Annotated in this window: 19 protein-coding genes, 1 tRNA gene and 4 pseudogenes; 9 read left to right on the forward strand and 15 right to left on the reverse strand. The window is 70.0% G+C overall.

All coding sequences use genetic code 11. The features are described 5' to 3' along the window. Window positions 1-173 precede the first annotated feature (173 nt). Window positions 174-245: transfer RNA gene (locus tag IQ220_RS00965), tRNA-Val, on the reverse strand. Between the two features lie 112 nt (window positions 246-357). Here IQ220_RS00965 and IQ220_RS00970 point away from each other — a divergent pair. Next, the gene (locus IQ220_RS00970) at window positions 358-1,893 is read left to right on the forward strand and encodes an FAD-dependent oxidoreductase (RefSeq protein ID WP_193912882.1); all 1,536 of its coding nucleotides are present in this window, start codon (window positions 358-360) and stop codon (window positions 1,891-1,893) included. Here IQ220_RS00970 and cobM read toward each other — a convergent pair. From cobM to petC, 4 genes and pseudogenes are all read right to left on the reverse strand, one after another. Next, on the reverse strand, window positions 1,855-2,616 hold the full coding sequence (gene cobM / locus IQ220_RS00975) for a precorrin-4 C(11)-methyltransferase (RefSeq protein ID WP_186697026.1): 762 nt from the start codon (window positions 2,614-2,616) through the stop codon (window positions 1,855-1,857). The two genes, IQ220_RS00970 and cobM, sit on opposite strands and share 39 nt — an antisense overlap. 7 nt (window positions 2,617-2,623) lie before the next feature. Next, window positions 2,624-3,468: pseudogene (lgt, locus tag IQ220_RS00980) on the reverse strand (prolipoprotein diacylglyceryl transferase); the annotation flags it as partial. A gap of 31 nt (window positions 3,469-3,499) precedes the next feature. Further along, on the reverse strand, window positions 3,500-4,435 hold the full coding sequence (petA, locus tag IQ220_RS00985) for a cytochrome f (protein ID WP_186697024.1): 936 nt from the start codon (window positions 4,433-4,435) through the stop codon (window positions 3,500-3,502). A gap of 37 nt (window positions 4,436-4,472) precedes the next feature. Beyond that, window positions 4,473-5,020: pseudogene (petC, locus tag IQ220_RS00990) on the reverse strand (cytochrome b6-f complex iron-sulfur subunit). 168 nt (window positions 5,021-5,188) lie between these two features. Between petC and IQ220_RS00995 the strand changes: the two are divergent. After that, window positions 5,189-5,518 (forward strand): DUF3067 family protein, encoded by a 330-nt coding sequence (locus IQ220_RS00995; RefSeq protein ID WP_370561503.1) that lies wholly within the window; start codon window positions 5,189-5,191, stop codon window positions 5,516-5,518. A 2-nt stretch (window positions 5,519-5,520) separates the two neighbouring features. Here the strand turns inward: IQ220_RS00995 and tatC are convergent. Both tatC and IQ220_RS01005 read right to left on the reverse strand, forming a co-directional pair. Next, window positions 5,521-6,253, reverse strand: a pseudogene (tatC, locus tag IQ220_RS01000) (twin-arginine translocase subunit TatC). Between the two features lie 140 nt (window positions 6,254-6,393). Next, on the reverse strand, window positions 6,394-8,073 hold the full coding sequence (locus IQ220_RS01005) for an NFACT RNA binding domain-containing protein (RefSeq protein ID WP_228008788.1): 1,680 nt from the start codon (window positions 8,071-8,073) through the stop codon (window positions 6,394-6,396). Between the two features lie 61 nt (window positions 8,074-8,134). On the opposite strand from IQ220_RS01005, the gene gmk reads away from it, so the two are divergent. After that, window positions 8,135-8,758 (forward strand): guanylate kinase, encoded by a 624-nt coding sequence (gene gmk, locus IQ220_RS01010; RefSeq protein WP_193815444.1) that lies wholly within the window; start codon window positions 8,135-8,137, stop codon window positions 8,756-8,758. A 66-nt stretch (window positions 8,759-8,824) separates the two neighbouring features. Here gmk and IQ220_RS01015 read toward each other — a convergent pair whose 3' ends face one another. Beyond that, window positions 8,825-8,941 carry a Photosystem I reaction center subunit IX gene (locus IQ220_RS01015; RefSeq protein ID WP_193815443.1) on the reverse strand — a complete coding sequence of 39 codons (117 nt, stop codon included), beginning with the start codon at window positions 8,939-8,941 and terminating at the stop codon, window positions 8,825-8,827. An 11-nt stretch (window positions 8,942-8,952) separates the two neighbouring features. Next, window positions 8,953-9,450 carry a Photosystem I reaction center subunit III gene (locus tag IQ220_RS01020; RefSeq protein WP_193815442.1) on the reverse strand — a complete coding sequence of 166 codons (498 nt, stop codon included), beginning with the start codon at window positions 9,448-9,450 and terminating at the stop codon, window positions 8,953-8,955. Window positions 9,451-9,558: 108 nt separating this feature from the next. Here IQ220_RS01020 and tsaD point away from each other — a divergent pair, with 108 nt between their 5' ends. Both tsaD and IQ220_RS01030 read left to right on the forward strand, forming a co-directional pair. Beyond that, window positions 9,559-10,614, forward strand: coding sequence for a tRNA (adenosine(37)-N6)-threonylcarbamoyltransferase complex transferase subunit TsaD (gene tsaD, locus IQ220_RS01025; protein WP_186697017.1), 1,056 nt, complete (start codon window positions 9,559-9,561; stop codon window positions 10,612-10,614). A gap of 165 nt (window positions 10,615-10,779) precedes the next feature. After that, window positions 10,780-10,944, forward strand: coding sequence for a high light inducible protein (locus IQ220_RS01030; protein WP_186700653.1), 165 nt, complete (start codon window positions 10,780-10,782; stop codon window positions 10,942-10,944). A 33-nt stretch (window positions 10,945-10,977) separates the two neighbouring features. On the opposite strand, the pseudogene IQ220_RS15445 reads toward IQ220_RS01030, so the two are convergent. Then, window positions 10,978-11,317, reverse strand: a pseudogene (locus tag IQ220_RS15445) (ATPase, T2SS/T4P/T4SS family); the annotation flags it as partial. Window positions 11,318-11,374: 57 nt separating this feature from the next. On the opposite strand from IQ220_RS15445, the gene wecB reads away from it, so the two are divergent. Further along, window positions 11,375-12,493 (forward strand): non-hydrolyzing UDP-N-acetylglucosamine 2-epimerase, encoded by a 1,119-nt coding sequence (gene wecB, locus IQ220_RS01035; RefSeq protein ID WP_193912886.1) that lies wholly within the window; start codon window positions 11,375-11,377, stop codon window positions 12,491-12,493. A gap of 19 nt (window positions 12,494-12,512) precedes the next feature. On the opposite strand, the gene IQ220_RS01040 is transcribed toward wecB, so the two are convergent. After that, window positions 12,513-13,574 carry an efflux RND transporter periplasmic adaptor subunit gene (locus IQ220_RS01040; RefSeq protein ID WP_370566298.1) on the reverse strand — a complete coding sequence of 354 codons (1,062 nt, stop codon included), beginning with the start codon at window positions 13,572-13,574 and terminating at the stop codon, window positions 12,513-12,515. A 219-nt stretch (window positions 13,575-13,793) separates the two neighbouring features. Between IQ220_RS01040 and ychF the strand changes: the two genes are divergently transcribed. Together ychF and IQ220_RS01050 are read left to right on the forward strand one after the other, a co-directional pair. Continuing rightward, entirely contained in the window at window positions 13,794-14,885 is a 1,092-nt protein-coding gene (gene ychF / locus IQ220_RS01045; RefSeq protein WP_193912888.1) for a redox-regulated ATPase YchF, read from the forward strand. Window positions 14,886-14,971: 86 nt separating this feature from the next. Next, entirely contained in the window at window positions 14,972-15,193 is a 222-nt protein-coding gene (locus tag IQ220_RS01050) for a hypothetical protein (protein ID WP_186700887.1), read from the forward strand. Here the strand turns inward: IQ220_RS01050 and IQ220_RS01055 are convergent. Further along, complete coding sequence (locus tag IQ220_RS01055) at window positions 15,165-16,415, reverse strand: MFS transporter (protein ID WP_228008789.1); 1,251 nt, start codon at window positions 16,413-16,415, stop codon at window positions 15,165-15,167. The two genes, IQ220_RS01050 and IQ220_RS01055, sit on opposite strands and share 29 nt — an antisense overlap. Window positions 16,416-16,438: 23 nt before the next feature. Between IQ220_RS01055 and IQ220_RS01060 the strand changes: the two genes are divergently transcribed. Continuing rightward, complete coding sequence (locus IQ220_RS01060; protein ID WP_228008790.1) at window positions 16,439-18,040, forward strand: alpha/beta fold hydrolase; 1,602 nt, start codon at window positions 16,439-16,441, stop codon at window positions 18,038-18,040. Window positions 18,041-18,050: 10 nt separating this feature from the next. On the opposite strand, the gene IQ220_RS01065 is transcribed toward IQ220_RS01060, so the two are convergent. From IQ220_RS01065 to IQ220_RS01075, 3 genes are all read right to left on the reverse strand, one after another. Beyond that, complete coding sequence (locus IQ220_RS01065) at window positions 18,051-19,082, reverse strand: ABC transporter permease (protein WP_186697014.1); 1,032 nt, start codon at window positions 19,080-19,082, stop codon at window positions 18,051-18,053. Next, window positions 19,079-20,707 (reverse strand): ABC transporter substrate-binding protein, encoded by a 1,629-nt coding sequence (locus IQ220_RS01070; protein WP_193912890.1) that lies wholly within the window; start codon window positions 20,705-20,707, stop codon window positions 19,079-19,081. Before IQ220_RS01070 ends, IQ220_RS01065 begins: the two co-directional genes overlap by 4 nt. A gap of 100 nt (window positions 20,708-20,807) precedes the next feature. Next, the gene (locus tag IQ220_RS01075) at window positions 20,808-21,020 is read right to left on the reverse strand and encodes a hypothetical protein (RefSeq protein ID WP_186697012.1); all 213 of its coding nucleotides are present in this window, start codon (window positions 21,018-21,020) and stop codon (window positions 20,808-20,810) included. Window positions 21,021-21,149: the final 129 nt, after the last annotated feature.

Here is a 21,149-nt window from a genome sequence, read left to right on the forward strand (position 1 = left end):
GATCCAGGTAGGGCGGCGGGCAGGGGCGCCGATTCACCCCGGAACCAGAATGGTGGAGATTCTGCAGGGAATGGCTGCCAACTGTCACCACTGGTGCCCCAGTGATGCACCGGTGGTGACGGCAGCCCACGGAGCCTTCCCGTCCTAAGCCCCCGCTTGGGGGCTCGCTGACATGGGCGATACTGGACTCGAACCAGTGACCCCTTCCGTGTGAAGGAAGTGCGCTACCGCTGTGCTAATCGCCCGTTGATTCGGCCCTGACCCTGCGGATCCGGTGCCGTCCTGGGAGCTTAAAACACCGCCGGAACCTGTCTCTGCCGGCATCGGCCAATCCTGTGCCTGCTGGCATCAGCCAAAATGGTGGGCCGTTCCGATGTGCCTGTGAGCAGCGCCCCTCAGTTCCCGCCCACTGCCGCAGGCCCGGCAGCTGAGCAGGCTCCCCGCTCCAGTGACGCCAGCGTGGACGTGCTGATCGTGGGCGGAGGAGTGTGCGGCACGGCCCTGCTGTTCGAGCTCGCCCGCTACACCGACCTGGGCCGGGTGGCCCTGGTGGAGCGCTACGACGCCCTGGCCAGCGTCAACTCCCGCGCCACCAACAACAGCCAGACGATCCACTGCGGCGACATCGAGACCAACTACACGCTGGAGAAGGCCCTGAAGGTGAAGCGCACCGCCGAGATGATCGTGCGCTACGCCGAGCTGCTCGATCCAGCCAGCCGGGAGCGCTGCGTGTTCCGCACACCCAAGATGGTGCTCGGGGTGGGGAGCGAGGAGTGCGCCCTGTTGCGGGAGCGCTTCCAGCGCTTCTCGCCCCATTTCCCGGCCATGGAGCTGCTGGATGCCGAAGCGATCGCGGCCTGGGAGCCCCGGGTCGCCCTGCTGAACGGCCAGCCGCGCCCTGAAGAGCTGGCGGCGATCGGCATTCGCGGCAGCTACACCGCTGTCGACTACGAGGCCCTCTCGGCCTCCTTCGTGGCCGAAGCTCGCGCTGCGGTAGCGGGCAGCGAACGCCAGCTGGAGCTCCAACTGGGTACCACCGTGGCGGCGATCACGCCCGAGGGGGAGGGCTTCCGGGTGCTGCTCACCCCCACCCCGGGCTGCTCTGCGGCGGCAGACCAGGCGGAACGGCAGCTGTGGGCCCGCCATGTGGTGGTGAACGCCGGGGCCCACAGCCTGCTGATGGCTCAGCAGATGGGCTACGGCCTGGAGTACTCCTGCCTGCCGGTGGCCGGCAGCTTTTACTTCACCCCAGATCTGCTCAACGGCAAGGTCTACACCGTTCAGAACGACAAACTTCCCTTCGCGGCCATCCACGGCGATCCGGATGTGCGGGCTCCGGGCAAGACCCGTTTCGGCCCCACGGCCCTGCCGCTGCCGCTGCTGGAGCGCTACCGCCTGGCCTCCTTCTGGGAGTTCCTCAAGGTGCTGCGCCTGGACTGGGCCGTGCTGGCGGTGGCCTGGCAGCTGCTGCGGGTGGGCGACATCCGCCGCTACATCCTCAGGAATCTGTTGTTCGAGGTGCCCTGGCTGCGGCGGCGCCTGTTCCTGGCCGATGCCCGCAAGATCGTGCCGGGCATGCAGCTCGAGGACCTGCGCTTTGCCGAGGGCTACGGCGGGGTGCGTCCCCAGCTGATCGACAAGCGCCAGCGCCGCCTGCTGCTCGGGGAGGCCAGCATCCCCGCCCGCCCCGGGCTGGTGTTCAACGTGACGCCCTCCCCCGGCGGCAGCTGCTGCCTGGGCAATGCCGCCCGCGACCTGGAGCAGATCGTGGCGCGGCTGGGCTGCGGCTTCGATCGGGCCAGGCTGGAGCGGGAGCTGCACGGCACGGCCGAGGCTTCAGGCCCCGCCGCAGCCTCAGGCTCCGCCGCGGAAGAGGTGGTGGTGGCTGGCTGAGTACAGCTTGGAGCGGGCCTCGGCACTGGCAGCCAGGGCCGGACTCACCACGTAGAGCGTGGTGCGGATCAGGCCCCGCTCCTCACTGGCCTGGGCCATGGCCGTGAGCGGCACCACCTGCAGCCACTGGTCCGGCCAGCTCACCCTGTAGCCGATCGCCACGGGGGTGTCCGGGGGGTAGTGCTGCAGCAGCTCCTGCTGCACCTCCTGAACGTGGCGGGCACTGAGGTAGAGGCAGAGGGAGGCCCCGAGGGCCGCCAGCCGGCCCAGGGATTCCTTCTCGGGAACGCCGGTGCGCCCGCCGGCGCGCCCGAGCACGATCGTCTGTACCAGGCCGGGAATGGTGAGCTCCTGCTGCAGGGCTGCGGCTGTGGCCTGATAGGCGCTGAGGCCGGGCACCACCTCCACGGCCAGCTCAGCATCGGCCAGGCGGCAGATCTGCTCGTGCAGGGCGCCATAGAGGCAGGGATCGCCATCGTGCAGGCGCACCACCTGCTTGCCTGCTGCGGCCCGCTCCTGCACCAGCGCCATCACCTGCTCCAGGGTGAGGGTGCTGGTGCGGATGCGTTCGCAGCCTTCGGGGGCCAGGGCCGCGATCTCGGGGCTCACCAGCGAGTCGGTCCACACCAGCACCTCGGCCTGCTCGATGGCCCGTAACGCCCTGAGGGTGAGCAGGTCCACGGCGCCGGGGCCGGCCCCCACGATCGAGACGCGTGGCGTCACTGCACCACCCGCTGGGGTCAGGCAGGCGGCGCTGGCGGCCGTAGAGCCACCAGAGGCCCAGGCCACCCAGCACGATCAGCAGCAGGCTCACCACCTGGGCCATGCGCAGACCGCCCTCGCAGAAGGGCGGTTGGGAGAACAGACAGAGCGGGTCGATGCGCAGGCCCTCGATCCACACCCTGCCGGCGCTGTAGGCCATCAGGTAGATGCAGCTGAGGCTGCGGCCGGCAGGGAGATGCGGCCCTTCTGGCCCTGGCGGAACAGCACCAGCAGCAGCACACACACGCCCACGTTCCAGAGCGATTCGTAGAGGAAGGTGGGATGGAAATCCACCTGATCCAGGAATTCCGTGGGCCGGTTGGCGAGGGGGATCTGCAGCTTCCAGGGCAGGTCGGTGGGCAGGCCGAAGGCCTCGGAATTGAAGAAGTTGCCCCAGCGACCGATCGCCTGGCCCAGGGCCACGGCCGGCATCAGCACGTCGAGCAGGGGCCAGAAGGGCTGGCGACGCCAGCGGCAATAGAGCACGGTGGTGAGGCCGCCGCCGATCAGGGCGCCGTGGATGGCGATGCCGCCCCGCCAGATCGCCAGGGCCTCAACCCAGTTGTCCTCGTACTGGCGCCATTCGAGCAGCACGTAATAGATCCTGGCGCCGATCACGGCTCCCAGCACCAGCAGGGGCAGCAGGTCGGCGATCAGGGTGGGCTCAATGCCGCGCAGCCGGCCCAGCCGGGTGGCCAGGGTGAGGCCCGCCAGCACCGCCAGGGCGATCAGCAGGCCGTACCAGCGCACGGAAAGGGGGCCCAGCTGGAACACCAGGGGCCCCGGGGAGGTGAACACAAGAAGCACGTTCAAGGGCCTGAGAGAGAGCTCGGGGCCGACCAGCTCAGACAATGCCTTCGGCGGCCTGCACTCGCTCCACCTGGCGCTTCTTCAGCACCAGGAAGATCTGGGCCACGGCAATGGCCGCGAAGAACGCCAGCAGGCCGTAGATCCGCACGGGATCCTGCAGCACCACCTCGGTGTCGATCTGGCCGAAGCCCCCCACGTTGGGGTCGTTGGTGAGCGGTGCGCCGGCCGCCACGGTCTCACCGACGGCGGCGGTCACGGTCGGACCGGCCGGGATGGTTTCGCTGATCACGGAGCCGTCTGCCGTGGTGATCTCCACCACGGTGGCGCCGCCATCGGCGGGAGTCACAGCGGAGACGGTACCGGCGGCCGTGGCGTTGAAGATCGTGTTGTTCGACTTCTCACCGGTGGGATACACCTGGCCGCGGCCACGGTTGCCACCCACGTGCAGCTGGTATTTGCCGAAGTGGATGCTGCTGTCCTGGGCCGGATCGGGGGAGAGCAGGGGGAAGACGATCTCCTGGTGCTGGTCGCCAGGCAGAGGACCCACGAGCAGGATGTTGGGCTGGTCGTCGGAGTACTGGGTGTAGTAGATGCCCGCCGTTTCCTCCTTGAGCTCCTCACTGAGGCGATCCTGGGGGGCCAGGGTGAAACCATCGGGCAGCATCACCACGGCGCCCACATTGAGGCCGGTGCCGCTGCCATCGCCGGAGAGCTGTTGCACCGAGGTGTCGTAGGGAATCTCCACCACGGCCTTGAACACCGTGTCCGGGAAGACGGCCTGGGGAAGTTCGATGCGGGTGGCCTTCTTGGCCAGGTGGCAGTTGGCGCAGACCAGCTTGCCCGTGGCTTCACGGGGGCTGTCGTAGTTCTGTTGAGCCCAGAAGGGGTAGGCCCAGCTGGGGGAAGCGGCACCGAGCAGCACGGTGACGCTGAGAAGGCAACCGAGCAGCAGGGAGAGGGAGCGGCGCATCAGGGGTGGGGCGACAGGGGCGAACGGGGAAAGCGGATCAGGCCCACCAGGGCTTGTCGCCGTTTCGGAAGTCGGTTTCGGTCCACTGGCTGAGGAACACGTTGTCGTCTTCGACGGACACATGGGCCAGGGCCAGGGAGAGGGGAGCCGGTCCTCGCACCACCATGCCGGTGGCGTCGTACTGGGAGCCGTGGCAGGGGCAGATGAACTTGTTCTGGCCGCCGTTCCAGGGCACCACGCAGCCAGGTGGGTGCAGATGGCATTGATGCCATAGCTGCCGATGGCGTCGTCGCCCTCCACGATCAGGTAGGTGGGATCGCCCTTGAGACCCTGCACCAGGCTGCGGTCCCCTTCCTTGTGGGAGCTGAGCCAGCCGCTGCCGGTGACGGGATTGCCGAGCTCGTCCTTGGCGGAGGTGCCCCCACCACCGCCGGCGGCCTTGGGCGGAATGAAGTAGTTGACCACCGGGTAGAGCGCTCCGAGGGCCACGCCCGTGAGGGAGCCGAAGGTCAGCAGGTTCATGAACTGCCGACGGCCCATGCCGGGCACATCACCGCTCGAAGCACTCGCTGGCATCTGGGTCATACAGGGCGGCCTGGAAGCCACAGCAACGTGGCGGCCACCCTAAGACCTGACTCCACCTGAGCCGGGCTGCCCATGGGCCCTGGCGGGGGCTCTGCAACAACCCGTTGCGGATTTCTGGCTCGGCCCGGATTCCCTGGTACTGGCATAGGGGCCTGAGCGTCTGTGGTTGTGGATCCTTCGTCTCCCCTCAGCGCCGAGGAGCTGCTCGGCCTGCTGCGCCGGCGCTGGCAGGCCAGCTACGACCTGCAGCTGGTGCAGCGCCGCGGCCGCCTCTATCTCCAGGTGATGTGGGCCTATCTGGAACAGCAGTCGTTCCCGCTCTCCGCCGAGGCCTACGCGGCCAAGCTGGAGGAGCTCACGGGGCTGCTGAATGGGCTGGGCGTGGCGGGCCAGGTGAGGGCCTGGCTGGAGACCACCTCCGATAAGCCCAGACTGGGTCGGGCCCTGGGCCTGGCCCTGGAGTTGCCGCCAGAGCGGGCCAGTGAGTTCTTTCTCTGAGCTCAGGCCTCCTCCGAGCCAAGGGGCTGGGCCCCGGCCGGCCAGGCCCGAAGCCGCTCGCTGAAGGCCACCAGGCCCACGCCCACCAGATACAGGGCGCTGATGGCGCCGGTGAGCAGCAGCATCGTGACCGGATCGGTGGAGGGGGTGAGCACCGCTCCAGCCAGGGCCGCCAGCAGCACCACCCAGCGCCAGCCCGAGAGCATGGCGCCGGAGCGCACCAGCCCAAGGGCGCCCAGCAGCAGCTGCAGCACCGGCAGCTGGAAGGCCAGGCCGGTGGCCACCATCAGCAGCAGCACGAAGTCGAGGTAGCGCTCGATCGACCAGCTCGGCTCCACCACATCGGCGCCATAGCTCACCAGAAAGCGCAGGGCGGCCGGCACCAGAGCCCACCAGGCAAAGGCCAGCCCGGCGGCGAACAGCACCGCCGAGCCCGCCACCGCCGGCGCCACCAGCCGCCGTTCCCGCCGGTTCAGACCCGGCAGCACGAAGGCCAGACCCTCGTAGACACGTAGGGGAGGGCCAGGGTGAGCCCGGCGTAGCCGCCACCTTCAGAGACACGAACAGAAACTCGCCCGGCGCCAGCTGCAGGAAGCGGATGCCCTCGGCCGGCATCTCCAGGAGCCGCACCAGCGGTTTGACGAACACCAGACACAGGGCCGCCCCCGCCAGCAGGGCCAGCAGGGCCCGCAGCACCCGGCGCCGCAGCTCCTCGATGTGGTCCACCAGGCTCATCTCCACTTCGCCTGGGAACTCCTCGCCAGCAAGGGCGCCGCCGGGGGTGGCGGGACGGGGTTCCCGCTCACCCCGACCGACCTCGATCCGGATCGGCGGCGGTGGCCCGGCACGGCCGGGATCCTGGGGGGAGGTGTCCGTCATGGTTGCCGTGCTGCCAGCAGGCTAAGAGCCCGCTCCGGTTCCCCCCAGAGCAGGCTGCCGCCGCGATGCCGCACCGTGCCGGGGGCGGCGCCCGGAATCCGCTGCAGCTCTGCCGTGGGCACCATCAGCACAGGCACGCGGCGGTTGCCCCGCCCGCGGCTGAAGTGGGCTGCCAGATCGGCCGCAGCCTGCAGATCGTCCTCCCCTGCCGCTGCCGCCGAACTGCGCAGCACCACGTGGCTGCCCGGTAGCTCCTGGGCATGGAACCAGAGGTCGCCGCGCCGGGCCTGGCGAAAGGCGATCCACTCGTTCTGGCGGTGGTTGCGGCCCACCTGGAGCGTGAGCCCCCCCGGGCTGATCAGCTCGAGGGGCTGGCCCTCCCGACCCTGGCCGCTGCCCCGCCGGGACTGCCGGGCTGGCCTGCCGCCGGGGTGGAGGTGTTCCTCCAGATCCCGGCCCAGGCCCTGGAGCGCCTCGAGATCCTCTGCCTGGTCGAGGTAGGTGAGGCTGGCCTCCAGCCAGGCCAGGCGCTGCCCGTGCCAGGCCAGCCGCTCCTGAATGGCCGCCACGGAGCGGCGTCGCCTGCGGGCCTGGCGGTAGAGCTTCTGGGCGGTGTCGATGCAGCTGCGGCTGGGCTGGAACTGGCTCAGCAGGGCATCGGCCTGCAGCTGCAGGGCGTCGCTCTCCGGTACGGCATCGAGCAGGGCCTGCTGGCTGCCGGCCTGCTGCTGCTCGCGCCGCAGCAGCCGCTCCAGCTGCTGCTGCAGCTGCCGGCGCTGCTGGCTCAGGCTCTGCTGGGCCAGGGCGCGGCCATAGAACGCAGCCAGGCCGCGGTTGATCGGCATCGCGGCGCTGGCTGGTGGCTGCGCATGGGGCTCGGCGCTCCAGCAGCGGTAGCCCTCGGCGTCGCCCTGCCAGCAGAAGCGCTCGGCCTCCACCGCCGCCAGCCAGAGCTGCCAGCGCTGCCAGAGCAGCTCCCACTGGTGACTCTGCAGCTCGGTCACAGGTTGCTGCAGCCACTGCGGCGGGGCGAGCTGGCGGGCCAGGGCCGGGCTGATGCCCTGGTAGGCGCTGCGCAGGGCCTGCTCCAGCGGCAGGGGCAGCAGGGCCACGCGCTGGCGCCAGCGCTCGAAGCTCTCGGCGCGGCTGGGCGGGGCCCCGTCCAGGGGCGGGGGTGGCTGGTAGGGATCACCGGTGCCGATCGGCCGCAGCCGCGACTGGGCTGTCTTCACCTGGCGCCCCAGAGCCACCACCTGGCGGCCGTCGCCATCGGGCTCCAGCAGCAGCAGGTTGCTGTGCCGGCCCATCAGCTCAGCCACCAGCCAGCGCTGCGGAGCCTCACCGGGGCGGCGGGCGAAGCCCAGCTCCAGCACCCGCTCCCAGCCGACCTGCTGAAGGCTCACCAGGGCCAGTCCACCGAGCCCGTGCTGCAGCTGCTGGGCCAGGGTGCTGCCCTCACCCTGGCGCGGCGGGGGGGCGATGGCGTGCACCCGGGCCGCCTCGGCCTGCCAGCTCAGCTCCAGCCACTGCATCCCCTGCAGGTGGCGCAGCCCCAGCTGGATGGTGCCCGGGCCGGCCTGCTGGGCTTTTTCCAGGCGGCTGGGCAGCAGCAGGCGCCGCCATTCGGCCAGCACCGCCTTGAGGCTGGTCACGTCCTGGGCCTGGAGGCTCGCCATGGCTGCGCTCCAGCCCTTCCGCGTGTGGCTTCTACTCTGCAGCCCTGCCTGCGCGCGTTCCATGGCCCGACTCACCGTGATCACCGGTCCGAGCGGGGTGGGCAAGGGCACGCTGGTGGCCGAGCTGTTGCGGCGCCATCCCGAACTCTGGCTGTCGGTGTCGGCCACCACCCGGCCCCCCAGGCCCGGCGAACAGGAGGGCAGCAGCTACTTCTTCCTCAGCCGCGAGCGCTTCGAGCAGCTGGTGCAGGAGGGGGGATTTCTGGAGTGGGCCGAGTTTGCCGGCAACCGCTACGGAACGCCGCGGCGGCCGGTGGAGGAGCATCTGGAGGCAGGCTGCTCCGTGCTCCTGGAGATTGAACTGGAGGGGGCCCGCCAGGTGCGGCAGACCTTCCAGGCTGGCTATCAGTTGTTCATCAAGCCCCCCTCCCTGGAGGAGCTGGAGCGCCGCATCCGTGGGCGGGGCACCGACAGCGAGGAGGCGATCCGCCGCCGGCTGCAGCGGGCCACGGTGGAACTGGCCGCTGAGGAGGAGTTCGATGGGGTGCTGGTCAACGGCGACCTTGAAGCGGCCGTGGCTGAGCTGGAGGCGGCCCTTGGCCTGGCCCCGGCTGATGCGGCGGTGGTGCTTGCACCCCAGGGGACAACACGCCAACGGCCCGGCACCCAACGAGCGCCGTCATGAAAAAACGGCCCCGGAGGGCCGTTAAAGGATCTGAAGGTCAGACCATGAGGGGCTGAAGGTTCGCTTTCAGAGCGGATGAAGGATCAGGTCGGGGAAGGCGCGAAAGATCTCAATGGTGAGGCCGGCCGTGAAGGTAAACCAGATCGCGGCCACGACAGGGGCGGTGGTGAGGAATTTTTTCATGGTTCCAGGAATCAGCGGGGGGAAACGGTCACTTTGGAATCGGCTTCAATCATCTTCCCGCCGGCGAACTCACTGAAGGCAGCGAGAGGCCAGACAGCGGCGGCGAGGGTGGATTTGAACGCCAGTGGCATGTCGATCTGGATCTCACGCATGGTGGCGTCCTTGCTGCCGCGGATCGCGATCAGATAGGAGCGGCCGGCCCAGCCGATCGTGCCGGCGATGTAGAGGAAGAGCAGGCCTGGGATGAGGAAATCACCGGCGTGGCTGAAGCGGCCATCCACGATCAGGCGGGGCAGGCCGTCATCGCCGCAGAGGGCCTGGCTGTACACGTTGAACCGGGACTTGGCCTGGTCGGTGCTGGCAGCCGAGGCCCGCTGCTGGAAGCGGGGGCTCTCGGCACAGGGGGTCAGGCCGGCCACCGATTCCGCGGCCGAAGCCACGGGGGCAAGGCCGATGAGCAGAAAGGCCGAGAGCAGAACCGCACACAGGCGGGGGAGAAGACGTCGCATGGAAAGCCTGGGTAGAAGCCGGGAAGAGTGCCCTGCGGAGCCCTGCATCGGCGTGGGGCCGCAGGGCAGGATGTCACTCGCGGACAGTAGGGGAGCTCCCCGGGCGCCATGCCAACGGTTCTGGCCCTCGAAACAAGTTGTGACGAGTCAGCGGCTGCGATTGTGCGCGATCGCACGGTGCTGGCCAGCGCCGTGGCCTCCCAGGTGGAGGAGCATGCCCGCTGGGGCGGCGTGGTGCCCGAAATTGCCTCGCGGCGCCATGTGGAGGCCCTCCCCGCCCTGATCGATCGGGTCTGCCGCCAGGCCGGCCTTGGCCCCGCCGCCATGGATGCCATCGCCGCCACCGCCACACCTGGGCTGCTGGGGGCCCTGCTGGTGGCCTCGCTCACCGGTCGTACCCTGGCCCGGCTCCATGGCCGGCCCTTCCTGGGCATCCATCACCTGGAGGGTCATCTCTGCTCGGTGCAGCTCGGCGATCCGCTGCCGCCAGGTCCCTACCTGGTGCTGCTGGTCAGCGGCGGGCACACGGAGCTGATCCAGGTGAGCGGCCCAGGGCTCTACCGGCGGCTGGGGCGCAGCCACGACGACGCGGCCGGCGAGGCCTTCGACAAGGTGGCCCGCCTGCTGGAGCTGGGCTATCCCGGTGGACCTGCCATTCAGGCCGTCTCGGGCGCGGGGGATCCCCATCGCTTCGCTCTGCCCAAGGGCAGGGTGTCGAGGCCTGAGGGCGGCTACCACCCCTACGACTTCAGCTTCAGCGGGCTCAAGACGGCGATGTTGCGGCTGGTGCGGTCGCTGCAGCAGAGCGGAGAGCCGCTGCCGCTGGCCGACCTGGCCGCCAGCTTCGAGCAGGTGGTGGCGGAGGTGCTGGTGGAGCGCAGTTGCCGCTGTGCCCGCGACCTGGGCCTCGGCACCCTGGTGCTGGTGGGCGGCGTGGCCGCCAACCGGCGGCTGCGGGCCCTGCTGCAGGAGCGGGCCAGCCGCGATGGCCTCCAGTGGCGGGTGGCTCCCCTGCCGTTCTGCACCGACAACGCCGCCATGATCGGGGTGGCGGCCTGTCAGCGCCTGGACCTGGGCCAGACCAGCTGCGCCAACCTCGGTGTGTCGGCCCGTTGGCCCCTCGAGCAGGCGGACAGGCTCTATGAAGCTGCGGCCTGTTTCTGAGCAGAGTGGAGCCTGGAGGCTGCGAGACAGGGCGTCAACACAACAGCCCTATTCTGAACAGCAACCGGTGGATTTCCAATGCCCCCCGCAGACGCTGAAATGGACAGCGAGCCAGGGGCCGTGGTGGGCACGGAAGTCGAGGCCGCCGTTCAGGACGGCCATGCGCTGAAGCCGAGCGAGCCCGACCATGAGCCGGTGAGCCCCACCGAGCTGAACGCCTGGCGGCGTGGCTTTACCCCCCAGGCCGAAATCTGGAACGGACGTCTGGCCATGCTCGGCCTGTCTGTGGGGCTGACGGTGCTGCTGCTGGCCAGGCTGGCCATGGGCTGAGCCGGAGTCAGGTTCTACCCCTGAAGGCCCCTCCTCCACCCTGCCGGCGTTCACCAGATCCAGCAGCGACTGGTTGATGGTCTGCATGCCGCCGAAGCGGCTACGCCTCATGATCTCCTCAATCGCATCGAGTTCGCCGCGCTGGATGTCATCCCTGCAGGCATCAGTGTTCAGCAGGATGTCCAGGTAGGCGGTGTGTTGCCCCTCCCTGGTCTTGATCAGGCTCTGGGATACCACAGCCAGCAGCGCTTGCGACTGCCGAACACCAACTGGCCCGTGTGGGAGGCCTCGATGGCGGTGGAGAGGGTCTCGCGGTCGCGGATCTCGCCGATCAGGTCACGTCGGGGTCTTCGTGCATCGAGGCCCGCAGGGCGGTTTGACTGGCCGCTGGAGGGCCCCTTCCTAGGATCCCGCCGTCCGCAGACCCGCCTTGACCAAGCCCCTCGTGAGCATCGTGCTGGGCACCAGGCCAGAGGCGATCAAGCTGGCCCCGGTGATCCTGGCGTTCCAGCAGGCCCACGACTTCCGCACCCGGGTGGTGCTCACCGGCCAGCACCGCGAAATGGTGAGTCAGGTGATGGAGCTGTTCGCCCTCACGGCCGACTGCGACCTGGCCCTGATGGCACCGCAGCAGACCCTCACCCACATCACCTGCGCCGCCCTCGAGGGTCTCCAACGGGAGTTCGCCGAGCACCCTCCCGATCTGGTGCTGGTTCAGGGCGACACCACCACCGCCTTCGCCTCGGCCCTGGCCGCTTTTTACGGCCAGATCCCCGTGGGGCACGTGGAGGCCGGCCTGCGCACCGACAACATCCTTGATCCCTTCCCGGAGGAGGCCAACCGGCGGCTGATTTCCCAGCTGGCCCAGCTCCACTTCGCCCCCACCGAGCAAGCGGCCGCCAACTGCCGGGCCTCGGGGGTGGTGGGCCGCATCTTCACCACGGGCAACACCGTGATCGATGCCCTGCTGCAGATGGCCGAGCGGGCCCCGGCCTATGGGCTCGACGGCCTCGACTGGCAAGGGCAGCGGGTGATCCTGGCCACGGTGCACCGGCGCGAAAACTGGGGTGAACGCCTGCGCGAGATCGGCCAGGGATTCCTGGCGCTGCTGGAACGCTTCCCCGACACGGCCCTGCTGCTGCCCCTGCACCGCAACCCCACGGTGCGGGAGCCGCTGCAGGAGCTGCTGGGTACTCACCCGCGGGCCTTCCTCACCGAACCGCTCGACTACGACGAGCTGGTGGCGGCGATGCGGGGCTGCACTCTGGTGCTCAGCGATTCCGGCGGGCTGCAGGAGGAGGCGCCCGCCCTGGGCAAGCCGGTGCTGGTGCTGCGCCGCACCACCGAACGGCCCGAGGCGATCCAGGCCGGCACCGCCAAGCTGATCGGTACCGCCAGCAGCGACATCCTGGCAGAGGCCTCAGCCCTGCTGAGCGATGCGGCGGCCTATGAGGCGATGGCCCGGGCCCACAACCCCTTCGGCGACGGGCAGGCCAGCGGCCGGATCGTGGCGGCGGCGCGGCAATTCCTGACCGGCCAGGACGCCTGAGCCCACGCGGGCCGCGCCCTCAGCGCTGCTTGTTCGACCAGGGGGGCAGGTCGATGAACACCCTGGTGCCGGCTTCCAGGCCGGAGAGAATCTGGGTGTCCTTGCCGCCGCTGATGCCCAGTTCCACCGGCTGGAACAGCGGCTGTCGATCCTTGTCCACCAGCAGCACGCCGGGCCGGCCGTCCTCGGTCACGATCGCCACGGTGGGCACGAGGGTCTCGGCCTGCACCTGGCCGGTCCTGAAGTCCACGTCGGCGGTCATGCCGATGCGCAGATCGGGCTGGGGCTCGAGGAAGCGCAGCACCACGTCGAAGGAGGTCACGTTGTTCAGCTTCACCGCCCGGGGGGTGATCCGCTTCACCACCACCTCGAAGCGGCGGTCCGGGAAGGCATCCACCCGCACGCTGGCCTGCTGGGCGAGCCGGATGCGGCCGATGTCGCTCTCGGGCACCTTGGCCACCACCTCGAGGCCCTGGGCCAGCTCCACGATCGAGGAGCTGGTGGCGCCTGCTGTGGCCGAGGCGGCGGTGGTGGGGGTCACGAAGGAGCCTGGATCGGCGAAGCGCTGGGTGATCACGCCGGCGAACGGGGCGCGCACGATCAGGTCGGCCTGCTCCACCTTGCGGGCCGCCAGGCGCTGACGGGCGGCTTCAGCGGCAGCCTCATCCACCAGGAAGGTGCTGCGCACGGTGTTGTAGTCGCTGAGGCTGATGGCGTTTTCCTCGAACAGCTTTTCGTTGCGCTCCAGTTCGCTGCGGCTGCGCATCAGCTGGGCCTGGGCCGACTGCAACTGGGCCCTGAGCTCATTGAGGCGGTCGGCGAGATCGCCGCTGTCCATGCGGGCCAGGGCCTGGCCGGCCTGCACCTGGTCGCCCTCCTCCACGAACAGTTCCTGGAGCACGCCCTGGCGCTTGGGACTCACGTTCACCCGCTTGACGGCCTCCAGCTCCCCGGAGGCGCTCACCACGCCGGGCAGGTCACCGGACTGGGCCAGCACGGTGTAGGGCTCAAGGTTGGCCGACGCCGCGTTGCGCTGGCGCTGCCATACCACCCCCGCCGCCAGCACGAGCACGATGGCCACGCCGGCCACAGCCCAGAGGCGCCGCCGTTGCCACCATCTGGATGCCGGGGCAGGGGCGCCTGAATCGCCGTTCTGAGCTGGTTCTGGAGCGTCGGTGGAGGGATTGGAGTCGGCCGGAGTCCTGGGCCGGCGGGGGGTAAGGATCGGAATCGGCCTGGCCAGCATCTGCCCCCAGTCTCGCGGCCGAGGGGGCCGGGCTGCGGCCCGTAGATTTCCCCCATGCTCAAAGCCGGAATCGTCGGGCTGCCCAACGTGGGCAAGTCCACCCTGTTCAACGCCCTGGTGGCCAACGCCCAGGCGGAGGCGGCCAACTATCCGTTCTGCACGATCGAGCCCAACAGCGGCGTGGTGTCAGTGCCTGACCCACGCCTCGATCAGCTGGCCCAGCTGAGCCGCAGCAAGGAGATCGTGCCCACGCGGGTGGAGTTCGTGGACATCGCCGGCCTGGTGGCGGGGGCCAGCCAGGGGGAGGGGCTCGGCAACAAGTTCCTGGCCAACATCCGCGAGGTGGACGCCATCGTGCACGTGGTGCGCTGCTTCGAGGACGACGACGTGATTCACGTGTCGGGCTCGGTGGGGCCGGAGCGGGATGCGGAGGTGATCAATCTCGAGCTGGGGCTGGCGGATCTCAGCCAGGTGGAGAAGCGCCGGGAACGGCTCAGGAAGCAGGTGCGCACCAGCAAGGAGGCCCAACAGGAAGATGCCGTGCTGGCGCGCATCCAGGCGGAGCTGGAGGCCGGAGGGGCCGCCCGCAACCTCGACCTGAGCGCTGAGGAGCTGGCCCTGGTCAAACCGCTCGGTCTGCTCAGTGCCAAGCCGATCATCTACGCCACCAATGTGAGCGAGAACGATCTCGCCGGCGGCAATGTCCATGGGGAGGCCGTGGTGGCCCTGGCCGCCCGGGAGCGCGCCGAAACCGTGCGCATCTCCGCCCAGGTGGAAGCCGAGCTGATCGAGCTGCCCCTGGAGGATCGCGCCGAATTCCTCGAGGGCCTCGGGGTGAGCGAGGGGGGCCTGCAGAGCCTGATCCGCGCCACTTACTCGCTGCTCGGCCTGCGCACCTACTTCACCAGCGGCGAGAAGGAGACCCGCGCCTGGACGATCACCGCCGGCATGACCGCCCCCCAGGCGGCCGGAGTGATTCACACCGATTTCGAGCGGGGGTTCATCCGCGCCCAGACCATCGGCTGCGGCCAGCTGCTGGAGGCCGGCTCCCTGGCGGAGGCCCGCACCCGGGGCTGGCTGCGCAGTGAGGGCAAGGACTATGTGGTGGTCGAGGGCGACGTGATGGAGTTCCTGTTCAATGTCTGAGCTGATGCACACCCCCAGGCAGCCTCCATGGCGGGGGGCCTAGGGCCTGGCATCGGTCAGAATCAAGACCCCCAACGGAGGACACCATGAGCCAGACATCAGGTCCGGGCGAGGCGGCCCCCGAGAAGGCCCAACCTGCCGGCCCTACTCCAGATCTCCCCGCCGACCACCCCCATAACTTCGACGCCCAGAAGGAGCTGCACCGCAAGATCCGCAACGATCCCGACTACGACGACTGGGAGTACGGCACCGAACCGCTGCCCCATGAGGCCTGGGCCCTCAGGCAGCCACCAGAGACCTCGGCCTGATCCTCTGCACCAGTAGCTGGCCCCCCAGACACAGGGCTGCCGCCGTGAACCACACCCCCACGCCGTGACCCTGGCGATCCAGGGCCAGACCCGCCAGCAGCGGAGCGGTGAGGGCGCTGAGGGCAAAGCACTGGGAGAACAGGGCCATGGCCAGGCCCCTGTGCTGGGGCGGGGTGATCTCCACCACGGCCTCGCTGGCCACCGGCAGAAAGGCGGCCTCGCCGAAGGCCAGCGGGATCTGGGCCAGCAGCACCAACACCAGGCCGGCCCCGCTGAGGGCTGAGGCCCCCAGCAGGGCCGTGCCCAGGGCAAAGGCCGCCAGGCTCAGCCCCAGCCCCACCCGCACGGGGCGCCGGGCCAGGGCCTGACCCACCGGCCACTGGATCAGCAGCAGCAGACCCAGCTTCAGGCCGATCAACAGGGCCCCCACGCTCTCGGGCAGCGCCTGGCGCTCCAGGCCGCCCCGCACCAGGTCCAGGGGCAGGGCGCTCTGCATCAGGGCGGGCAGGGCGGTGGCCAGCAGGGCCACGGCCAGCACCGGCAGCAGTGGCCGCCACCAGCCGCTGCCGAGTTCCAGGCCACTGCCCACGGCGCGCCGCTTCGGGTTGGGCAGCGGTCGCAGCACCAGCAGCAGCGCCATGGCCGCCAGGCAGACCATGTCCACCCCATAGATCCAGCGCAACTGGCCGGCTGCGGCCAGTCCAGCCCCCAGCAGTGCCCCGGTGGCGATGCCGGCGGCGTCGGCGCTCCGCACCAGGGCATAGCCACGGGCCGAGGGGATGGTGTGAGCCCCCTGCTGGCAGCTCAGGGGAACGGCCAGCTCAATCGCCGGCCAGTACAGGCCCATGGACACGCCCATCAGCAGCTGGCCCTGCAGGTAGGCCGGCAGGTCGAGGGCTCCCAGCAGGCGCACATCGGCCAGCAGGGCGGTGAGGGCCGCCAGCAGCACGGGGACTGAGCAGTTGAGGCCGCGATCCAGCAGCCAGCCGCTCAGAAAACGCCCCCCCGTGCCCGCCAGGGCTGCCAGGGCGACCCCCTGGGTGACGCTGGCGGCGCTGAAGGCCTGCTGGTGAAACACCATCGGTGTGAGATAGAGCACGCCACCGGCCCCGATCGATCCCACCAGCCGCACCCAGGCCACTTCGCGCAGCGGCGCGGGAAACTGGAACCACCAGCCCCGACGCCGCGGCGTCCCCTCCGTTGCCCCCTCGGCCTCTGCCATCACCTGCTCGTTGCCTGCCGCGGTTGCTGGCCAGTCTGCTGCTGCTCCCCCCCCTCCTGGTGCCTGCCCTCGCCCCCCAGCCGGTGCGCGCCTCCGGGGAGGTGGTGGTGGAACTGGATGGGCTGAGGCTGCCGATCGATCTCGATGAGCTGGCGGCCTGGACCCTGCAGCCGGATGGCCAGAGCGGCAGCCTCGGTCTCTGGCTCAATCTGCTCGATGCCGAGTCGAGACAGGGGCTGATCAGGCTGTTGCGGGCCCCTCTGCTGCGGGACCGTGGTTTCGGCCTCCAGCTGCTGAGCAGCTGGACCGGGGAGCCGATGCTGCGCGAGGTGGGGGGCCTGATCACCACCGCCGCCGGCGAGAACACCGGCGTGCTGCTGCTGGAGACCCTGCAGCAGCTGCTGGAGCGCCAGAGCACGATCACCACCCTCGACCTGCTGCAGGCCCTGCCTCCAGAGAGGCTGAATCTGCGCATCGATGGCCTGCTGGACCTGGCAGCTGACTGGCGTCGCCAGCTCCAGGGCCAGGAGCTGGCGATCCAGCGGCTGCGGCAGCTGCCGCTGCCCAGGCGCAGCTCCCGCAGCCTGCTGATCGGCCGCCAGCAGCTCGGGGCCCCCCAGCAGATTCAGCTCACCGTGGCCCACCGCTCCGAGCCCCTGCCGCTGGAGCTCTGGCCGGCTCGCCGGGCCAAGCGGGGCCCCTGGCTGCTGCTGATGCCCGGGCTGGGCGGCAACACCGAGCAGCTCAGCTGGCTGGCGGCGGCCCTGGCGGAGCGGGGCTGGCCGGTGCTGGTGATCGAACATCCCGGCAGCGACGAGCAGGCGGTGCAGGCTTCCCTGAGGGGGGAGGGCCCACCACCGGGAGCGGAGTCGCTGCCCGACCGGCTGGCGGATCTGCAGGCCGTGCTGACGGCACGCCGCGAGGGCAGCCTGCCGTCGTTCGGTCCCCAGCCCTCAGGGGAGGACGGCCTGGTGCTGATCGGCCACTCCCTCGGTGGCCTGGCGGCCCTGATGGCGGCGGGCCTGGTGCCCGAGCAGGGGCTGCGGCAGCGCTGTCAGCAGGCCCTCTCCTCCCTGCCGGTGACGAACCTCTCGCGCCTCCTGCAGTGCCAGCTCCCGGACATCACCGGCGATGGCGCCAGCAGTTCCTTTCCGGTGAGTGGTTCGTCGCTGCCGGACGCCATCCCCCTGCGTGGGGTGATCACCTTCAACGGCTTCGGCAGTCTGCTGTGGCCCAGCCGCGGCCTGGCCGATCTGGCCGTGCCGGTGCTGGTGGTGGGCGGCAGCCTCGATCTGGTCACCCCGCCCGTGACCGAGCAGTTGGGCCTGTTCAACGGAAGCAGCGATCCCCGCAGTCGCCTGGTGGTGGTGGATGGGGGGAGCCACTTCTCGCCGGTGCGGCTGGCGGCGCAGAACGAGCCGCTGTTCCGCCTCGGTGACCAGTTGGTGGGGGAGCAGCCCGAGCGGGTGCAGGAGCTGCTGCTGGCGCTCACGATCGAGTTCCTGGAAAGCACCCAGCACCCCTCCCTGCTCTCCCCCCAGCGGCGGGTGCACAACGGCATCACGGGCTACGTGCTCGATCCAGACCAGGCCGAGCGCTGGCGCCGTGCCATCCACAGCCCCTGAGCTCAGGGGCTCAGAAGCGGATGCGGGGATCCAGCAGGGCGACCAGCACGTCCACGGTGACCGTGACCAGCACCACCAGGGCCGCCACCACCACCACGATGCCCTGCACCAGGGGGTAGTCGCGCTGGCTGATCGCCTCCTGCAGCCGGTAGGCGATCCCGGGCCACGAATAGGTGACCTCGATCAGCAGGGCACCGCCGATCAGGGAGGCCACGGTGATGCCCGTGATCGTGAGCACCGGTAACAGGGCATTGGGCAGGGCATGGCGCAGGATCACCCGCGCCTCTCCCAGGCCCCGGCTGCGGGCTGCCTCCACATAGTCGCTGCCGAGGCTGCGGCGCAGGTTGAGGCGCAGGGCGTTGGCGAAGATGCCGCTCAGCAGCAGTGCCAGGGTGCCGGCCGGCAGGGTGAGGTGCCGCAGGGTGCCCTGCAGGGCCTGCCACTGGCCGCTGGCCAGGCCGCTGCGCAGGCTGTCGAGCAGATAGAAGCCGCTCCCCTCCGGCGGCAGCAGCGTGGGGGGAAAGCGGCCGCCCACCGGAAGCCAGCCCAGCCACACGGCAAACACCAGCTGCACCACCATGGCCGCCCAGAAGGGGGGCAGGGCATAGGTGCCGATGCCGTAGAGCCTGCCGGCCAGGTCGAGCTTGCCTTCGGGCCGGGCGATCCCGGAAAAGCCCACCGCCAGGCCCACCACGGCCGCCAGCAGCAGGGCCACGCTGCCCAGCTCCAGGCTGGCCGGCAGGGTCTGGCCGATCACGCCGCTCACGGGCTCCTGGTTGGTGAGGGAGTCGCCCAGATCGCCGCGCAGCAGATCGCCCAGAAAGTGGCCGTACTGGTGCAGCAGCGGCTGGTCGAGGCCGAGGCGGCTGCGCAGAGCGGCCCGGGCCGCCTCCGGGGCGCGGGTGCCCAGCAGGGCGTCGATCGGATCGCCGGGGGCCAGCCGCAGCAGCAGGAACACCAGGGTGGCGATCAGCCACAGCATCACCGGGGCCAGGGCCAGCCGGGCTCCCACGTACTGGACCAGGGCGCGGCGGCGGCTCATCGGGCTGCCCCCACGGGCCCAGCCCCCGCCGGCGCCAGGGCCTGGAGCAGCAGGCGCCCGGAACCGTCGAAGCGGGGCTGACTCACCCCAGGCTGGGCCCAGGCCTTGGGCGACACCAGCCAGAGGGGCACGTAGGGGTTGGCGGCGGCCGTGATCCGCTGAATCCGCTGCAGCACGGCATGGCGCTCCTCGCCCTGGCTGCTCTCACTGCGGCGCAGCAGGGGCTGCAGCCCTGGATGGGCCCAGAAGCTGCCGCTGGCGGCACTGGCGCCCTCGAGGCAGCGCTCCCCCTCCTCCTGGCTGCAGGCCAGCAGGGGGATCAGGTAGTTGTCGGCGTCGGGGAAGTCGCCCATCCAGTCGAGCAGGATCAGGGTGAAGGCCCCCTCGCCGAGTTGGCGGTAGGCCGTGGTGGATTCCATGCCGCTCACCTCCAGCCGCACACAATCGCCCAGATCCTCCTGCAGCTGGGCCTGCCAGGTAAGGGCGAACAGGCGGTCGCTGGGGATGTTGGAGCGGAAGGTGAGCGGCAGGGGCAGCTGCTTGCCCTGGCAGTAGCCCGCCTGGCGGTAGAGCTCCCGGGCGCGCTCGGGGTCGTAACTCACCCAGGCGGTGGGATCGGAGCCCGGCAGGCTGGGCGGCACCAGCTCCCGCAGGGGAGCGCGCAGGCCCAGGGTGACGCGCTCGCTGATGGTGGCCCGATCCAGGCTCAGGGCCAGGGCCTGCCTCAGCCTGGGGTCGTCGAAGGGGGGCTGGTCGCTGAGCAGAGTGAGGTAGCTGATCTCCAGTGCCGGCCCTCTGCTCTCCTGCAGCTCGCCGCGGCGGGCGCGGCTGCGCAGGGCGGCCTGCTGGTCGATCTCCAGGCTGGTGGAGAGCAGCACGTCCACTTCGCCACTGATCAGGGCACCGAACAGGGCGGTGGAGTTGCTGAGGGAGACCAGGTCAAGGCCGTCGTTGGCCGGCTGCTCACCCCAGTAGCCCTCGAAGGGCTCCAGCCGCTGCTGCTGCTTGCTGAAAAAGGTGAGCCGGTAGGGGCCGGTGCCCACGAAGCGTTCGTTGAGCAGGCTGTCGCCGTGCTGGCGGTAGGCGGTGGGGGAGAGCGGGGTGAGGGCCACGGCGCTGAGCAGTTCCGCCAGGGGAGCGAAGGGCTGGCGCAGCTCCAACTCCAGGGTGTGGGAGTCCAGAGCCCGCACATCGCTGACCCGGTCGCCGAGCAGGTAGCTGAGCTTGCCGATGGCCAGGAAGCGCTCAAGGCTGAACACCATGGCCGCGGCATCGAACGGGGTGCCGTCGTGGAAGCGCACACCGCGGCGTAGGGGAATGGTGGCGGTGCGACCATCGGCGCTCAGCTGCGGCGGCGCCAGGGCCAGCCTCGGCTCCAGCTCGCCCGTGTCACTGACGGCATAGAGCGGATCACCGAGGGCGCTCAGCAGCTGCATGGCGCCGAAGGTGAAGGCGCCGGCAGGGTCGACGGTGTCGACGCGGTTCCTGCTGGCCACCACAAGGCGATCGGGCGTGTCCTCGGGGCGGACTGTTGCCCCCGGTGCCCCGCCTTGCTGCGGCAGGCAGCCGGCCATGGCCACGGCCAGGCAGGCCTGCAGCAGCCCGCTGCAGAGCCGTTGGGGCATGGCACGGATCCTTCGGGCCGGCACCGTCAGGGCAGCGGCGGAGCGCTGGCTCCGCTGCAGAGCGTTGTGGTCACACGGATCGTCGACGGTCGGCGCTCATTCAAGAGCGGTGGGGCCTGGCAGGACGCACCTGTTGCAGGGAAATTTCAAACACTTCCGAACCGTGGCGGGCCAGGGGCCAGCGCCGCAGCCAGCAGCGGTCGTGGCGATCGTCCACGCCGATCACTTGGTAGAGCTGCTCATCGAAATCAAGCTGAACGCATTCCCCCTGATGGGGAATGGTGGCTGGCTTGAGGCAGGAGATGGCCGTCATAGGGGACGTGACGTCAGGATCTGGAACTGGAAACGCTGGGCCTGTGGGTTGGAACTGGGCCCATGCTCCGAAACGGGTCCAGGTTGAAATGTTTGTGGTGATACAAACGTCTGCTGGGGTGCGGAGACG

The organism is Cyanobium sp. LEGE 06113 (genome assembly GCF_015207615.1).

Bases quoted from the DNA above. Each gene is read 5' to 3' on its own strand.
- IQ220_RS01015 (WP_193815443.1), bottom strand. From the start codon at position 8,941: ATGAAAAAATTCCTCACCACCGCCCCTGTCGTGGCCGCGATCTGGTTT.
- IQ220_RS01065 (WP_186697014.1), bottom strand. From the start codon at position 19,082: ATGAGCCGCCGCCGCGCCCTGGTCCAGTACGTGGGAGCCCGGCTGGCC.
- IQ220_RS01070 (WP_193912890.1), bottom strand. From the start codon at position 20,707: ATGCCCCAACGGCTCTGCAGCGGGCTGCTGCAGGCCTGCCTGGCCGTG.
- gmk (WP_193815444.1), top strand. From the start codon at position 8,135: ATGGCCCGACTCACCGTGATCACCGGTCCGAGCGGGGTGGGCAAGGGC.
- IQ220_RS01005 (WP_228008788.1), bottom strand. From the start codon at position 8,073: ATGGCGAGCCTCCAGGCCCAGGACGTGACCAGCCTCAAGGCGGTGCTG.
- petA (WP_186697024.1), bottom strand. From the start codon at position 4,435: ATGCGCCGCTCCCTCTCCCTGCTGCTCGGTTGCCTTCTCAGCGTCACC.
- IQ220_RS01075 (WP_186697012.1), bottom strand. From the start codon at position 21,020: ATGACGGCCATCTCCTGCCTCAAGCCAGCCACCATTCCCCATCAGGGG.
- ychF (WP_193912888.1), top strand. From the start codon at position 13,794: ATGCTCAAAGCCGGAATCGTCGGGCTGCCCAACGTGGGCAAGTCCACC.
- IQ220_RS01055 (WP_228008789.1), bottom strand. From the start codon at position 16,415: ATGGCAGAGGCCGAGGGGGCAACGGAGGGGACGCCGCGGCGTCGGGGC.
- IQ220_RS01020 (WP_193815442.1), bottom strand. From the start codon at position 9,450: ATGCGACGTCTTCTCCCCCGCCTGTGTGCGGTTCTGCTCTCGGCCTTT.
- tsaD (WP_186697017.1), top strand. From the start codon at position 9,559: ATGCCAACGGTTCTGGCCCTCGAAACAAGTTGTGACGAGTCAGCGGCT.
- IQ220_RS00970 (WP_193912882.1), top strand. From the start codon at position 358: ATGGTGGGCCGTTCCGATGTGCCTGTGAGCAGCGCCCCTCAGTTCCCG.
- IQ220_RS01050 (WP_186700887.1), top strand. From the start codon at position 14,972: ATGAGCCAGACATCAGGTCCGGGCGAGGCGGCCCCCGAGAAGGCCCAA.